A 14,504-nucleotide genomic window follows, 5' to 3' on the forward strand; every position below is an offset into this window, starting at 1 on the left:
GCGAAGCGCCACCCGGCAGAAACCCGCGTAAAGCGGTAAAACGCGTGTGTGGTTGGGGCAGCCGCAGGGGGCTGCGGCTTGTTTATAGCGGCGGCGGTTCGAAGCAGAGGCTGCGCTCCAGGCACTCGTCGCAGCTCGGCGATCGGCAGACAATCTCCCCCTGCGACTGCAGGCAGCGCTGGCGGTAAAAGAACTTTTTCCAGCGCATATGGTGGACGTTCTGCACCACCAGCTGCGGAAAGCAGTCGCTCATCAGCCGGCCCAGTTCCGCCCGCGAATCGAGTCCCAGATCCTCCCACAGATGGTTAAACGCCAGCGCCACCTCGGCGACGATCTGCGCCATCGGTTCGGCCTCCGGCGCTATCCACTCCGCCAGCCACAGACCCAGCTGCCGACGCTCTTCGTCGCGGGTGGCATTCAGCTCGGTCATCAGCCGACGGCGGCTCAGCGTCGCGCTGTCCAGCGGCGTCGCCACCTCGCCCAGCCGCTGCTGCAGCGACCGCCATGCCGCGGGAGTCAGCCCCATCCGCAGCGGAAAGCAGCCTTTTCCGGCGTGATACAGTCGCCACAGGCGAGTTAACCAGTCGACCGGCGCCATCAGGCGACTCCCTGACGCAGGCGCGATGCCGCCAGGCTCTGGCGCCGCTGCTGCCACCAGGCAGGCAGCACCTCGGCGACCGAACGCCACGCGCCGTCCACCTGCGGCTCAATGCCCTGCAATTCCAGCTGCTGCCATGGTGTATGGCCGATACGCACGCAGAACACCGCTTTCACGTCGGCGAGCAGCGCCAGCAGCGCCGCCAGTCTGGCCTCGTTCTCCTGTGGCTCACACTCCTCTTCGCCGCGGCAATATTTCGGCGTAAAGCGCTCGCCCACCAGCACCATACCGGCGGCCGACAGGCTGTAGATCGAGAAGCGGTCGGCATGGCCAAAATGACAGTCAATGACCTCGCCGTGGCGGGAGGCCACGGCCACCAGACAGGCGTCATCCGCGTCCGACTCCCCCTGCGTAGCGAGGCTGGCATGAAGTTCGGCGCGCTGGTGGAGGATGGGCAGCCAGTCGGGGAGGCTGTCCGGGTCCGGCAGCCGGGTGAACTGCTGGCTGCGATCTTCGCCCAGCATGCCGATGGCGTCGGCACGGCACTGGTGGCAGTGGGTCATCTGCGGCATCTCCTCCCCGCACTGGCTGCGGATCGCGGCGAGCATCCCGGCGTCCGGCTCCGGCTGGCCGTTGAGACCAAAGACCGTGCCGTGCTCCGGTCTGGCAATCAGCGGCATAATATTGTGAATAAACGCGCCACTTTCCCGCAAACGACGGCTGACCTCAGCCATGCCGCCGTCGTTGATCCCCGGGATCAGCACCGAGTTTATCTTGACCAGCACCCCCGCGGCGGTCAGCCTGCGGACCCCTTCAAGCTGGCGGGCAATCAGGATCTCCCCGGCTTCCCGGCCGCGGTAGCGTTCGCCGTCGAGCCACAGCCAGGCATAGATTTGCCCGGCGATATCGGCATTCAGGGTATTGATAGTCACCGTGACGTGATCCACGCCGACCTCCAGCAGGCGATCGACCGCGTCGGGCAGCATCAGCCCGTTGGTCGACAGGCATAATTTGAGGTCCGGAAGCTGGTCGCGGACCAGCTCCAGGGTGCGGAAGGTGCGGGTCATATTGGCCAGCGGATCGCCGGGCCCGGCTATGCCGACCACCGACAGCTGTGGGATGGCCTGGGCCACCTGGCGCACTTTCAACACCGCCTGCTCGGGGGTCAGCAGCGTCGATGACACCCCGGGACGGGATTCATTACTGCAGTCGAATTTACGGTTGCAGTAGTTGCACTGCAGATTGCAGGCCGGGGCGACCGGGAGATGCATTCGGGCGAAACGGTGATGCCCGCTGCGGGAGTAGCAGGGGTGCGCGGCGACCTTGTCGGCCACCCGCGGCACTAACGCGCTGGCGTCCGCCGACTGACAGGCGTTACCGCCGGAAAAAGAAGAGCAGGAAGTCATGGTCGTACCTTCATGGTTGGGCGATACCTTCCTGCTGCAAACGACGTACCAGTGACGAATTTTTTATCTGGCTGAAAAATAAAGCGTTATCCCGCATCCCTGCGGCATAACATTGTCGCTTTCCTGCCGTACTGACGACAATGTCCTGAACCTGACACCGCGGCCTACAGACGCGGCAGGGTGATATCCATGATCTGGATCCGGTAAGCGACCTGGCGCGGCGTCATCCCCAGCAGCCGTGCCGCCTTGGCCTGCACCCAGCCGGCTTTTTCCAGCGCGGCGATCAGTCGCTGGCGTTCGTCCAGGCTGTTGTCCAGCCAGCTGTCTTCCGCTGGCCCGCTGGCAGGCAGGGCTTTGGCGGGACGATCCTGGTGAGTGAAGAGGATCACGTCGCGATCGATCAGGCCACTCTCCGACATCACCGCCGATCGTTCGAGGCAGTTCTCCAGTTCGCGAACGTTACCCGGCCAGCTGTACTCCATCAGCAGGCGGATCGCGCCCTCGCTGATCCGCAGCGTGCGCCCCTGATGCTGGCCGATTTTGCGCACCAGGAAGTGCGCCAGCTCGGCGATGTCCTCCTGACGCTCGCGCAGCGGGGGCAGGGCGATGGGCATCACGTTCAGGCGATAGTAGAGATCCTCGCGGAAATGGCCCAGCCGGACCTCCTCCTCCAGGTGACGGTTGGTGGCGGCGATGATGCGGACATTCACCCGCAGGGTCTCATCGCCGCCGACCCGCTCCATCTCCCCCTCCTGGAGGATACGCAGCAGCTTGGCCTGGAACGAGGCGCTGCTTTCACCAATCTCATCGAGGAACAGGGTGCCGCCATCCGCCAGCTCAAAACGTCCTTTACGCTGACGCACCGCCCCGGTAAAGGCGCCTTTCTCATGGCCGAACAGTTCGCTTTCCAGCAGGGTGTCCGGCAGCGCCGCGCAGTTAAATTTGACGAAGGCGGCGCCAGCCCGCGGCGAATGGTGATGGATGGCATTGGCGATCAGCTCTTTCCCGGTGCCGCTTTCGCCGCGCACCAGCACGGTGGTGTCCCAGCGCGAAACCTGACGGATCACCTCCACGATCTGGCGCATCGCCGGGCTCTTGCCGACCATATTGTCAAGGCCCACCCCGCGCGACGACGAGCAGGCCGGCGGCCGTTCCACCTTCGGCGGCTGGCGGCTCGACAGGGCGGGTGAGGCCGGGAGGATCATCAGCCGGATGGTCTGGGCGACGAGGTTGGCAACGGTTTCGAGAAAACGGGTGCAGGCCGGCAGCCGTTCTTCCTGGCGCGCCATCGGCTGGGCCGCCAGCACCCCTATTGGCCGGGCGTTGGGCCCCATCAACGGTACGGCGATAAACGGCAGATCGTAATCGTAGAGGCTCAGGCGGTCGAGAAAACGCTGATCGTCGGCGACCCGGGGCAGCACCAGCGACTGCCCCTGGGCCAGCACGGTCCCCACCAGTCCCTCACCGGGGCGATAGCGGATCTGCGTGCTGCCGGGGAGGGGCTGTTGCCCGGTTTGCTGCAGCGCTTCGATACTGAGGATCTCCTGCTCGCTGTCGTACAGGCAGATCATCCCGTGCTGCATAAAAGCATCGTTGTGCAATACGCTGAGCACCTCCTGCAACGTTTTGCTGGCCTCGGTGGCCCGGCTCAGCACCACGCTTATCCGCTGCATGGCGGTGAACTGCTGAGAGAGATCGAAGCGTCTGACGGTGGTGTCCGGGTCGGATTCAGGGATCATGCTTCACCTCCGGTCAGGGTGTTAAACAGCGGGAAACGCAGGGTCAGGCAGGTGCCGCCCTGCGGTCGGGAAGCCAGCTCAATAGCCCCGCGATGATGCGCCACCAGGGTCTGGATCAGCCGCAGCTCCATGCCTTTGCCCGGCGAGTTCAGCGCGTCGGGGGAATGGGCGTAGCGCACCTGCAGCAGCGGCACGTTGTCAGTCAGGTACAGCGACAGCCAGCCGTCGTTCTCCTCGGCATAGAGCTGCATCGCCAGCGGCACGGAGGGGAGTTCGGCGGCGAGGGCCAGGGTGCGGTCGAGCCACAGGCTTAAGCACGCCAGCAGCGGGGTGCGCTGGCCAAAGCCGATCAGATGCGGTGAGGCCATGTCGACCTGCAGCCCGTCGGGATCGAAGCGGGTACGGTAGAGGGCGCACAGATCGTCGAAAAAGGGCTGCAGCGGCCAGACGGCGGGGTTTTCGAGATCCAGCGAGGGGCGACAACGCTGGAGCCGCGCCATCGCCTCTTCCCCTTCACGCCAGGCGGCCTCCAGCGCCACATTCCCGCTTCCCTCGCCGTTCAGCCGACGGGCTGCCGCCAGCATGTTAATCGGGCAGTTCAGCTGGATCAGCGCGGCGTCCAGCGACTCGCGGATCGCCGCCAGCAGCTTGCCGGCGGTCATTTGCTGCTTCAGCCGGTCAAGGCGCCCTTGCTCCTGCTGCTGACGCTGCTGGGTACAGTCGGCGATCACCACCAGGGTACGCGCCAGCGCGCTGTCGATAAAGTAGCGGCTGGCCTCTTCACTGACGCCGGGCAACGGCCAGCAGGTCACCGACAGCCAGCGCGCGGCCCCGCGCAGCGCCACCGGCAGGGTCGCCTCCACGCCGGGTGTCATCCGACCTGGGGAGACCTGCAGCTCGGTGAGCAGCTCCCGGCCGCCGCAGTCAGCGCAGAAGGTTTTATAGGCGAGGTTGTCCATCACCACCCGATCCTGCTCGTCCACCACCACCACGGCGGCGGGGATATTATTCAGCACCGCCTCCATCAGGGTCATATGGTTGCGCAGCCGCTGTTCGAGGGTGTAGCTGACGCTGATATCCCGCTGCATCGCCAGATAATGCTCCAGTTCCCCCTGCGGGCTAAGCACCGGGGTGATGTCAATCTCCACCAGGTACAGGCCGCCGTCCCGACGCTGATTAATCAGCTGACCGCGCCAGGGCTGACGCTGGAGCAGGGTATGCCACATCTCCTGATAGATCTCGCGCGGCGTCTGGCTGCTGGCCAGCAGGCGCGGGTTCTGGTTTAACAATTGCGCCAGCGAATAGCCGGTCTGGCGGCAAAACGCCGGGTTGGCGTAAATGATCCTGGCGCTGGCATCGGTGAGGGAGATGGCCACCGAGGCCTGTTCCACCATGGTAAAAAACAGCCCCGGATGTTGTTGAATCAGCGCGCCGGCGATGGCCTCCGGCGCGGCGTTATCGAGCATCATATTCAGGGTCATCGCAAACTCCTGTGTCGCAGTTATGACAAATTGTCCGACACCGTGCGCGGAACGCGGCGGGGTAAGCCGAACCCGGATAACCATGCAAAGTGTGCGCCCTTATCGGAACGACCACGCGAAACATTGATCCGACAGGGGGAAAATTCACGGATTTTTACCTTTCGCCCCGCCGGGGGCGCCTTTGGCGCGCGGCATTGTGAGGCGAAGCGATCCTGATGGGGCAGGGATGGGCCGTCGCGGTGCAGGGCAACCTGGCACAGCCTTCGCAATACCTCTGTCGTCATTCCTTTTTTCAACACCATTCCGACAGGAGCGTACTATGGCGAACATTGGCATTTTCTTTGGTACCGATACCGGTAAAACCCGCAAGATCGCGAAACTGATCCACAAGCAGCTGGGGGAGGCCGCCGCCGCCCCGGTCAATATCAACCGCGCCACGCTGGCGGACCTGCTGGCCTACCCGGCCCTGCTGCTGGGGACGCCGACGCTGGGCGACGGCCAGCTGCCGGGCCTTGAGGCCGGGGGCGAGAGCGAGTCGTGGGCCGAGTTTATCCGCAACCTCGGCGACGTCAGCCTGCAGGGAAAAACGGTGGCGCTGTTTGGTCTCGGCGATCAGCGTGGCTATCCGGATAACTTCGCCAGCGGGCTGCGGCCGCTGTACGACGCCCTGCGCGCCCGCGGGGCGTCGATGATCGGCAGCTGGCCGAACGAGGGATATGAGTTCAGCGCCTCATCGGCGCTGGAGGGGGATCGCTTTGTCGGGCTGGTGCTGGACCAGGATAACCAGTTCGACGAGACCGACGCGCGTCTGGCGACCTGGCTTGAGGAGATTAAACCGCATCTGCTGTAGGCGATGGCGGGTAGCCTGTCGGCTACCCGCACAGCCCCGGCTGGCGCGCTAACATCTCGGCCAGCCACTGGCGCTGGTGGCGTCGCTGGCTCTGTTGACTGAGGTAATCGTGGGCGCTTTCCAGCGCCTGCTCAGGCGTCATCGGCGCGGCAGGGCGAATGGCCTCACACCAGATCAGATGCCAGCCGAGCTCACTGGCCACCGGCGCGCTCAGCGCATTTTCCTCCAGCGCAAACAGCGCCTCCTCCAGCTGCGGATAGAGCAACCCCCGGCCGATCCAGCCCAGCAGTCCGCCGTCCAGCGCGCTCGGGCAGTGGGAGTGTCGCTGGGCCAGCGACGCAAACGCCTCACGAGAGGCTTCGATTTGCCCATGAAGCTCCCGTATGCGCGAGTAAATCGCCTGGTCGTCGCCATCGACGGTGAGCAGCAGATGGCGGGTCAGGCGCTGTTCCGGGCGCATAAACTGCGCCTGATGCTGCAGATACCAGGCCTGCACCGTGGCGGGATCCGGCCGCGGCGCCTGGCTGGCAATCCCGGCGAAGGCGGTTTCCAGCCGGGCGTGGTGCAGGACGATCGCCGCCCGTTCCGCTGGCGTAAATCCTCCCTCATCCAGCCAGGTGCCCAGCGAAGTGGCGAGGCCCTCCAGCAGCGCGGCGGGGATCGCCTCCGGCGCAATTTGGGCGACGATGAGCTGCTCCATCTGGGCCTGGCGCTGCCAGGCCGCCTCGAAGGCCTGCCGGTCGACCGCGTCGATGGCCGCCGGCTCGCAGTTCCAGCGGCTCTGCGCCAGCCGCTGCCGGCCAAATCGTTGCCATGGCTCCATTATTCTTCCTCCTCTGCCAGCGCCAGCGCGCTTACCGGGACCTGGAACCAGCGGCCGCCGAAGTCGACGATATAGCCGTCGCCATGCTCGCCCCGGTCGGTGGCTTCGATGCGCCCCAACTGCCCGACGCTGACCACCATCTCGCCCTGCATCGCCAGCGCCGTCTGACAGATTACGCTATCGCCATACTGCAGATTGCCGGCCAGCCAGGGTCGATCGCCGGCAATCAGCTCCTGTTCGCGGCAGCCGACCACCCGGTCGCAGTCCGGGAAGTGGATCTGGTAGATGATCTGGTCCTGCAAGAATACCCCCCAGTCGCGGACATAGCCGATGCTGCCCCGGCGCACCAGCAGGGCGCCGGACGGCAGGCCCGCATAGGTGCCATCGTTACGGATGGCGCGCACGACGCGGACCGCTTCGCTAAAGGTAAATTGGGGTCTCATGGCGTGTTCTCCTCGAACTGTTGCTGATAACTCTCCGCCAGCAGTCGGCGCGCCAGCAGCCAGTGCGCTCGCGGGTTCTCCTCCAGCTGGTTGAGCAGAGGCACTTCCGCCTTCAGCTTGCGGTGAAAGGTGGCCAGCACCGGCAGGCTGCAGTGGGCCAGGCGCTCGGGCTGGTAGGGAACGGCGAAAAACTGAAAGAACGCATCGGCGGAGCGCAGGTCGCCCACGCCGGGGATCTGATAAAACCACTCCATACTCACCCCCTGGCCTGCAGCGTTTCGGCGCCGCAAAGCGCGTGGTAGATTGCCGCCAGCTCATCATCCCGCGGGCTGCGTTTGCCGTTTTCGGCAAAGCGACGGAGCGCTGGCAGCAGCTGGTCAATTTGCGCTGACGTCAGGTGATAGCCCATTCGATCGAAGACGCCGTTAACCGCCTGGCGACCGGAGTGTTTGCCCAGCACCAGCCGATAGCCGCGGCCCAGCAGGGCGGGGTCGATCGCCTGATAGCTCTCGCTGTCGCGCAGCAGTGCCGCAACATGCACGCCGGATTCGTGGGTAAAAACCAGCTCGCCCACCAGCGGCTGCTGGGGATCCACCGGGCGGCGGGTGGCAAGGGCCACCTGCTCGCACAGCGCCGGCAGGGCGGTGAAACGCACGCCGGTCTCGACGCCCAGGCAGCGCTCCAGCCCGAGCGCCACGGTTTCCAGCGCCGCATTGCCCGCGCGTTCGCCCAGGCCCAGCACGGTGGTGTTGACGCTGGTGGCCCCGGCGCGCACCGCCGCCAGGGTGTTGGCGGTGGCCAGACCCAGATCGTTATGGGCGTGCATTTCGAGTTCGCCGGGCCAGACGCGGCGCAGGGCGGTGATCTGCGCCGCGGTGGTGAACGGGTCGAGGATACCGACGGTATCGGCATAGCGCAGACGGGTGGCTCCCGCCTCCCGGGCCAGGCGGGCAATGTCCTGCAGCGTCGCGTCGCTGGCTCGCGAGGCGTCCTCACAGCCAATGCAGACCTTCAGGCCAAGGGTGTGGGCGAGGTGGATCAGGGCCGCCAGCCGCTCCAGCAACAGCGGTAAGCCTTCGCGCAGTTTGTACTGTCGCAGCTTGTCGGAGGCGGGGATGGAGATATCCACCCAGTTCATGCCCAGGTCGGCGCTCTGGCGAATTTCTCCCGCCTGCATCCGGCACCAGGTCATCAGCGTGGCGCCCGGGAGCTGTCGGCGCACCTGCCGGATGCGGGCGCACTCCTCCTCGCCCATCGCCGGGGTGCCGACCTCCATGGCCTCGATCCCCGCCGCGTACAGCGCCTCGGCGATGGCGATCTTTTCGCTGGCCTGAAAGGCCACGCCGGGGCTCTGTTCACCATCGCGCAGGGTGGTGTCGTTAATCAGTACGCGTCCCATCATTGTCTCCCCCGCCTTAGCCGTAGACCGGCGTGAAGGCGCCATCCTGCAGGTGCGGCTGACCCTGTCGCCAGTAGGGCGACAGAGCGCGCAGCCGGTCGATAACCGACGGCAGGGTGGCGATGACATAGTCGATCTCTTTTTCCCGGGTATAGCGTGAGAGGGAGAAGCGGATGGTGCCGTGGGCCGCGGTGTAGGGGATATTCATCGCCCGCATGACGTGCGACGGCTCCAGCGAGCCGGAGGTGCAGGCGCTGCCGCTGGAGGCGGCGATCCCGGCCTGATTCATCAGCAGCAGGATTGCCTCACCCTCGATACACTCGAAGGCCAGATTGAGGGTACCGGGCACCCGCGGCTGGCTGCCGCCCATCACCGTCACCGCCGGGATAGTGGCCTGGAGATGCTGTTCAAGACGATCGCGCAGCTGGCTAATCTGCGCCATGCCCGGCAGATGAACCTGCGCCAGCTCGCTGGCAGCGCCCATTCCGACAATGCCGCTGATATTTTCCGTACCGGCCCGCCGGCCATGCGCCTGGTGGCCGCCGCGCAGCAGCGGGCGAAAACGCGTTCCCCGTCGTAGCCAGAGGCAGCCCACTCCTTTGGGGCCGTGGAATTTATGCGCCGAGCAGGAGAGCATATCGATCCGCGTCTGGCTGAGCGCCATCGGGATTTTGCCCACCACCTGCACCGCGTCGCAGTGAAACAGCGCGCCCTGCTCATGAGCCAGCTCCGCCAGTTCGGGCACCGGGAACATGACGCCGGTTTCGTTATTGGCCCACATGATGCTGACCAGCGCCACGCGTGGGCTAAGCGCCGCCCGAAACTGCACCATATCCAGGGCGCCCTGCTGATCCACGGCGATACGGTGGATCAGGTATCCCTGGCGCTCCAGCTGCTCACACACCGCCAGAGTGGCGGGATGTTCGACCGCGCTGGTGATGATCTCGCGCCGCTCCGGCATCAGGGCCACGGCCGAGGCGATGGCGGTGGTGGTGGCCTCGGTGGCGCAGGAGGTAAAGATGATCTCGCTGGGGTAGTCGGCCCCGAGCAGGGTGGCCACCTGCTGGTGCGCCCGTTCAAGGGCCGCCTGCGCCGGCAGACCAAAATCGTGTATCGACGAAGGGTTGCCGTAAAAGTCGGTTAAAAAGGGCATCATCGCGTCGAGAACCATCGGGTCGAGACGGGTGGTGGCGTTGTTATCAAGATAAACAGGTTTCATCGTATCCCCCTTGGGTTAGTTAACCGCGGCCGGGGCCGCCACCACGTCCATGTAACTTCCGGTGCGCTCCATCAGCTTTTGCTGCAGCCAGGCGAGGGTCATGTCGGTCATCATGCAGCCGCTGCAGCTGCCGGAGAGGCTGACGGTCACCTGACGCGGGGTGACGTTGAGCAACGTCATGTCGCCGCCGTCGGCCTGAATGTGCGGGCGCAGTTCGTTGATGGTATCGACCACGCTTTGCCAGTGCGCATCGTGGGCCGTCTCCACCGGCAGGGGGGCCGGAGGCTGTTGGGCGAGGATCGCCGCCAGCGCCAGCTCAATTTTTTCATGGCAGGCGGTGCAGCCGCCGCCGGCTTTGGTGTAGTTGATCACTTCCTCGAGGGTGGTCAGGCCGTTGTTCACCACGGCCCGGCGAATATGTCCTTCGTCGACGCCGAAGCATTTACAGATCAGTTTGCCCTCCTCATGCTCCTCCTCAAGGCTTTCGCCGCGAAAATGGGCGATGGCCGCGCGCAGTGCTTCCTGGCCCATCACCGAGCAGTGCATTTTTTCCGGCGGCAGACCGTCGAGGTAGTCGGCGATCTGCTGGTTGGTGATCTGCCCGGCTTCGGTCAGGGTGTGGCCGATAATCAGCTCCGTCAGCGCGGAAGAGGAGGCGATGGCGCTGCCGCAGCCGAAGGTCTGGAAGCCCGCCTCCTCGATGATCTCGGTCTGCGGATCAACCCGCAGCATCAGGCGCAGCGCATCGCCGCAGCTTAATGAACCCACATCGCCCACCGCGTTGGCGTTGTCGACCACGCGCGCGTTGCGGGGATGAAAAAAATGGTCTTTCACTTTCTCGGAGTAGTTCCACATGCTGTCAGCTCCAGGGATGATGACGAAAACGCCGGGGCGCGGTACACCGCAGACTGGCGGTGGTACTGACCCCCAAGCAATTGCGATACCAACGCATAAAAACCTTATTTGTTAATGACCTGGCGGGTTAAGCGCCCCCGACAGGGCCGACACTGTTGTGGCGTTTTGTGGGCTTTGTCACATAAACGACAGGATCAGGGGAGCGGGTCGGGCTCCTCCCGCCACGCCGGCTCCTCCAGCAGGCGGTTAAAGCGCTGCGGATCGCGTTGCCGCGCGCTGCGGCGCTGCGCTTTTTCATACCAGGAGAGTTGGATCTCCTGCAGCAAGCCGAGGATGGTGGTCTGGTCGGGGACGCGTTCGGCGCGGACGCCCACCTGCAGCAGCTGGCGAAAAACCGCCTCGCCAATCGCCACGCAGAACAGGGTGACGCAATCCTCAAGGGCATGGATGCGCTCGGCTATCTTCTCGGTCTGGTGACCGCTGGCGACCGGGAACTCCACCACCCGCAGCAGGGTGACCCGGTCGGCTTTGACGCCGTAGACCACCAGCCGCGGCGTGGCGCCGAAATGCTGATCGACGTGGCGGTAATCGGAGCTGGCGAAGGCGACTTTCATCGACCACTCGTCGGCGTGGACCATATCAAACTGACGGTTAATGGGCGGCATAAGCGTCTCCTGAAGCCGGCTGGGGATCGGCGCCCTGACGAAGCGGCGAGCGGTAGAGGGCGGTGTGGTGATGGCGGTCGCGCAGCAGATTGGCCAGCTCAAACAGCGTATCTCGCATGCCGGCGTACCCCTGGCGGACCCGACGAAACTCACCGAGCCGGTCGAAGAGGGGAAAACCGACGCGGATCAGCGGCAGGGCAAACTGCTCCGCCAGATCGCGGGCGTGAGAGTTAGCCACCAGCAGATCGGCGGGTTGGTGGCTCAGCAACTGCTGCAGATCCTCAAGATCCCCCGGCACGACTTGCTCGACCGGCAGCTGGCGCAGGCTGGGGTGGCTGGTGGGGGCGACCAGCGGGCCGGGCTGCATCCCCTGGCTGCGGGCGAAATCACACCACGCCGCCAGCAGGTCGCCCTCCGCCGCCATCGCCATGCGCTGGCCCTGAAGCCACATATGGCAGTCGATCATCGCATCCTGCAGCTGGCCGCGCTGGCGCTCAATCCAGGCCGGTACGCGGCGTCCGGACATCTTCGCCAGCTGATGGATAAAGGTATCGCAGTGGTCGAGGGTCATCAGGTGCGGCAGGGCGATCACGTCGCCGCGGCTGCGCTGGGTCAGGAGCGATGCCGCCCGCTGGAGCGACACGCCAATGGCGAAACTGCCCAGACTCTGGCCCATCTGTGCAATCTGGCGCAGCGAGGCGCCGCCCTGGGTCAGGGGCGTAAAATCCCCTTCACCGAGGTGGCCATCCATTGACTGCGAGAGGTCCGGCAGGATCACCGGCTGCAGGCCAAAGGCCTCCACGCAGCGGCTCAGCCATTCGATATCCCCTGGCGAACAGAGGTGGCTGACCAGCAGGTTGACCCGCCGGGGCCGCTGCCCTGGACGCGGCGTCGGCGCGACCCACTGCTCGATCACGCTCTCGATCACCGCGCTGTAGCCGTTTTCCATAGAGCCAAAAAAATCCGGGGTATTGACGGTGAGGATCGCCACGCCGTTATGGCGCGGATGCGCCTCGCGAAACTGGCGCACCACCCGGGCGATATCGCTGCCCTGCGCTTCCGCCAGACCGGTGCTGAGCAGCACGATAGCCTGCGGGCTGTGGCGCTGGCAGAGGGTGTCGAGCGCGGTGAAGATATTGCCGTCGGCCCCCATGATCGTGGCGGTCGGGTCCATGGCCGTCGACTGCAGCGGCACCGGGTCATGGAAATGCTGAATAAAGAAAACTTTGGCGAAGGCGCTGCAGCCCTGGGCGCCGTGGACCAGCGGGATGGCCTGGGCCAGCCCGAGGCTGGCGAGGATTGCCCCGAGCGGTTGCCCGGTTTTAATTGGGCTCACCGCCAGCGGTTTTTCACTGCGGATAATATCTGCCATGGTGTTCTCCTAGCGCCACGGGGCGCGGGCATGCGTTTGCGGCCAGACGGGGCTGGCGAGGGTCAGACAGAGCTGGCGGGCGAGGGTGATGATGCCCTGGTAGCCGGCGTAGGCGTGCTCGCGCTCCTGATTGATATCGAGAAACGGCAGCCGGGCTTTCCAGGCGGTGTACATATTGCGTCCGCCGGCGATCATCAGGTCGGCCTGATAGCGGTACACCACGTCGAGCAGGGTGCGGGCATTGCCCTCCTCAAGCATCACCGCCTCGTCGCCCATCAGCTCACGGATCCGCTGTTTGTCCTCCTCGGTGGATTTCCGCGTGCCGGTGGCGACCACGGTCATGCCGAGATCCTGCAGAGCCGATACCACCGACCAGGATTTCACGCCGCCGGTATAGAGCAGCACTTTGCGCCCGCGGAGCTGCTCGCGCCACGGCGCCAGGGCTTGCTCCGCCGCCTGCTCTTCGCGGGCGATCAGCGCGTCGGTGCGGCGGCGCAGGTCGTCATCCCCCAGCAGCGTCGCCAGCTGGCGCAAGGCGTCGGAAGTAGCGCGGATCCCGTAGAAGCTGCCTTCAAACCACGGCGTGCCGTAGCGCAGCTCCAGCCCCCGGGCGACGTTGATCAGCGCGCGCGAGCAGACCAGCATATTGGCCTGCGCCCGGTGCAGGGTCTGGATCTCGGCAAAGCGGCCGTCGCCGGAGAGGCTGCCGAGGACGCGGATCCCCAGCTCATCCAGCAGCGGCTGGACCTGCCAGAACTCGCCGGCGATATTGAATTCGCCAATCAGGCCGATATCGTGGCGCTGGGCCGGGGCAAAGGGCGTGTTGTCCGGCCACGGGGCGGGTTCGCGCTGGCCAATCACCTGCCTGAGCATCACGTCGCCCGCCATTCGGTTGCCAAGGTTTTTACTGCCGTAGAAACCGGCGGCGTCAATGGCGATGACCGGGACGCCGGTGGCGGTTTGCGCGGCCTGGCAGACGGCCTCCAGGTCATCCCCCTCCATCGCCGGTACGCAGGTGTTGTAGATAAAGACCGCCGCCGGATGATAGCGGTCGACGATGTGACGCACGGCGTGGAACAGGCGGCGTTCACCGCGGCCCATAATCACATCCTGTTCGTTAAGATCGGTGGTAAAGCCGAGCCGGTTGAGGGCCGGGCCGGCGCTGACGCTGCCGCGGTTATCCCACGAGCTGCCCGCGCAGCCGATGGGGCCGTGCACCAGGTGCGCGACGTCGGCGATGGGCAGGAGCGTTATCTGCGCGCCGTCGAAGGCGCAGCCGCCGGCGGTAGCGCCGGGCTTAGGGGCGCTGCAGCCGGATTTTTGCTTCTGGTTGTGCTCGCAGGCGGGTTCGTCCAGCAGCGCCAGAATTTCCTTTCCCTTCATAGTGACCTCGTTGACGGTGGGAGACCGGAGAGGTGATGCAATTCGCGCTCCAGGGGGAGGGGGATTGATTTTTAAGGAAAAAGGGTTGTGGGTTTTGCGACAAAGGCAACAATCGGACAGGGGGAAGGCAAATGTTGCCTCGTGCCGCTATTCAGAGCCAGGCCAGGCATTCGTTCATGGTGGGAAAGGTCGATAAGGTGGAATATTCCGTTCACCGACCTTCCTCTCTATTTCATCGCACCCTCTGCGGGTGAACGGCATGGGGGGCGTT

General features: G+C 65.1%; 14 protein-coding genes. 1 reads left to right on the plus strand and 13 read right to left on the minus strand.

The window, feature by feature from the left end:
- Positions 1–82: 82 nt before the first annotated feature.
- The 4 genes from CWM53_RS10525 to nifL all read right to left on the minus strand — a co-directional run bounded on the left by CWM53_RS10525 (position 83) and on the right by nifL (position 5,224).
- The gene (locus CWM53_RS10525; protein ID WP_100630824.1) at positions 83–598 is read right to left on the minus strand and encodes a nitrogen fixation protein NifQ; all 516 of its coding nucleotides are present in this window, start codon (positions 596–598) and stop codon (positions 83–85) included.
- Positions 598–2,004 (minus strand): nitrogenase cofactor biosynthesis protein NifB, encoded by a 1,407-nt coding sequence (nifB, locus tag CWM53_RS10530; RefSeq protein WP_100730339.1) that lies wholly within the window; start codon positions 2,002–2,004, stop codon positions 598–600. Before nifB ends, CWM53_RS10525 begins: the two co-directional genes overlap by 1 nt.
- 164 nt (positions 2,005–2,168) lie before the next feature.
- The gene (gene nifA / locus CWM53_RS10535) at positions 2,169–3,743 is read right to left on the minus strand and encodes a nif-specific transcriptional activator NifA (protein ID WP_008804120.1); all 1,575 of its coding nucleotides are present in this window, start codon (positions 3,741–3,743) and stop codon (positions 2,169–2,171) included.
- Complete coding sequence (nifL, locus tag CWM53_RS10540; RefSeq protein WP_100730338.1) at positions 3,740–5,224, minus strand: nitrogen fixation negative regulator NifL; 1,485 nt, start codon at positions 5,222–5,224, stop codon at positions 3,740–3,742. Before nifL ends, nifA begins: the two co-directional genes overlap by 4 nt.
- Before the next feature lie 319 nt (positions 5,225–5,543).
- On the opposite strand from nifL, the gene CWM53_RS10545 reads away from it, so the two are divergent.
- Entirely contained in the window at positions 5,544–6,074 is a 531-nt protein-coding gene (locus tag CWM53_RS10545) for a flavodoxin (RefSeq protein WP_100630822.1), read from the plus strand.
- A 22-nt stretch (positions 6,075–6,096) separates the two neighbouring features.
- Here CWM53_RS10545 and nifM read toward each other — a convergent pair whose 3' ends face one another.
- From nifM to nifE, 9 genes are all read right to left on the minus strand, one after another.
- Entirely contained in the window at positions 6,097–6,897 is an 801-nt protein-coding gene (gene nifM / locus CWM53_RS10550) for a nitrogen fixation protein NifM (RefSeq protein WP_100630821.1), read from the minus strand.
- Positions 6,897–7,340 (minus strand): nitrogen fixation protein NifZ, encoded by a 444-nt coding sequence (locus CWM53_RS10555; protein WP_061153948.1) that lies wholly within the window; start codon positions 7,338–7,340, stop codon positions 6,897–6,899. Before CWM53_RS10555 ends, nifM begins: the two co-directional genes overlap by 1 nt.
- Entirely contained in the window at positions 7,337–7,594 is a 258-nt protein-coding gene (locus CWM53_RS10560; protein ID WP_061153949.1) for a nitrogenase-stabilizing/protective protein NifW, read from the minus strand. Before CWM53_RS10560 ends, CWM53_RS10555 begins: the two co-directional genes overlap by 4 nt.
- Positions 7,595–7,596: 2 nt before the next feature.
- Entirely contained in the window at positions 7,597–8,739 is a 1,143-nt protein-coding gene (gene nifV, locus CWM53_RS10565) for a homocitrate synthase (RefSeq protein WP_100630935.1), read from the minus strand.
- A 16-nt stretch (positions 8,740–8,755) separates the two neighbouring features.
- Positions 8,756–9,958: a cysteine desulfurase NifS gene (gene nifS, locus CWM53_RS10570; protein WP_074385339.1), complete on the minus strand. Its 1,203-nt coding sequence runs from the start codon at positions 9,956–9,958 to the stop codon at positions 8,756–8,758.
- A 15-nt stretch (positions 9,959–9,973) separates the two neighbouring features.
- Positions 9,974–10,813 carry a Fe-S cluster assembly protein NifU gene (nifU, locus tag CWM53_RS10575; protein ID WP_074385340.1) on the minus strand — a complete coding sequence of 280 codons (840 nt, stop codon included), beginning with the start codon at positions 10,811–10,813 and terminating at the stop codon, positions 9,974–9,976.
- A gap of 194 nt (positions 10,814–11,007) precedes the next feature.
- Complete coding sequence (locus CWM53_RS10580) at positions 11,008–11,478, minus strand: NifB/NifX family molybdenum-iron cluster-binding protein (protein ID WP_008804129.1); 471 nt, start codon at positions 11,476–11,478, stop codon at positions 11,008–11,010.
- Positions 11,465–12,850: a nitrogenase iron-molybdenum cofactor biosynthesis protein NifN gene (gene nifN / locus CWM53_RS10585; protein ID WP_100750785.1), complete on the minus strand. Its 1,386-nt coding sequence runs from the start codon at positions 12,848–12,850 to the stop codon at positions 11,465–11,467. Before nifN ends, CWM53_RS10580 begins: the two co-directional genes overlap by 14 nt.
- 9 nt (positions 12,851–12,859) lie before the next feature.
- The gene (gene nifE / locus CWM53_RS10590) at positions 12,860–14,233 is read right to left on the minus strand and encodes a nitrogenase iron-molybdenum cofactor biosynthesis protein NifE (protein ID WP_100730337.1); all 1,374 of its coding nucleotides are present in this window, start codon (positions 14,231–14,233) and stop codon (positions 12,860–12,862) included.
- Between the last annotated feature and the right edge of the window lie 271 nt (positions 14,234–14,504).

It is taken from the genome of Klebsiella sp. A-Nf5, from assembly GCF_002810545.1.
Taxonomy (GTDB): Bacteria; Pseudomonadota; Gammaproteobacteria; order Enterobacterales; family Enterobacteriaceae; genus Klebsiella; species Klebsiella variicola.

Bases quoted from the DNA above. Each gene is read 5' to 3' on its own strand.
- CWM53_RS10525 (WP_100630824.1), bottom strand. From the start codon at position 598: ATGGCGCCGGTCGACTGGTTAACTCGCCTGTGGCGACTGTATCACGCC.
- nifB (WP_100730339.1), bottom strand. From the start codon at position 2,004: ATGACTTCCTGCTCTTCTTTTTCCGGCGGTAACGCCTGTCAGTCGGCG.
- nifA (WP_008804120.1), bottom strand. From the start codon at position 3,743: ATGATCCCTGAATCCGACCCGGACACCACCGTCAGACGCTTCGATCTC.
- nifL (WP_100730338.1), bottom strand. From the start codon at position 5,224: ATGACCCTGAATATGATGCTCGATAACGCCGCGCCGGAGGCCATCGCC.
- CWM53_RS10545 (WP_100630822.1), top strand. From the start codon at position 5,544: ATGGCGAACATTGGCATTTTCTTTGGTACCGATACCGGTAAAACCCGC.
- nifM (WP_100630821.1), bottom strand. From the start codon at position 6,897: ATGGAGCCATGGCAACGATTTGGCCGGCAGCGGCTGGCGCAGAGCCGC.
- CWM53_RS10555 (WP_061153948.1), bottom strand. From the start codon at position 7,340: ATGAGACCCCAATTTACCTTTAGCGAAGCGGTCCGCGTCGTGCGCGCC.
- CWM53_RS10560 (WP_061153949.1), bottom strand. From the start codon at position 7,594: ATGGAGTGGTTTTATCAGATCCCCGGCGTGGGCGACCTGCGCTCCGCC.
- nifV (WP_100630935.1), bottom strand. From the start codon at position 8,739: ATGGGACGCGTACTGATTAACGACACCACCCTGCGCGATGGTGAACAG.
- nifS (WP_074385339.1), bottom strand. From the start codon at position 9,958: ATGAAACCTGTTTATCTTGATAACAACGCCACCACCCGTCTCGACCCG.
- nifU (WP_074385340.1), bottom strand. From the start codon at position 10,813: ATGTGGAACTACTCCGAGAAAGTGAAAGACCATTTTTTTCATCCCCGC.
- CWM53_RS10580 (WP_008804129.1), bottom strand. From the start codon at position 11,478: ATGCCGCCCATTAACCGTCAGTTTGATATGGTCCACGCCGACGAGTGG.
- nifN (WP_100750785.1), bottom strand. From the start codon at position 12,850: ATGGCAGATATTATCCGCAGTGAAAAACCGCTGGCGGTGAGCCCAATT.
- nifE (WP_100730337.1), bottom strand. From the start codon at position 14,233: ATGAAGGGAAAGGAAATTCTGGCGCTGCTGGACGAACCCGCCTGCGAG.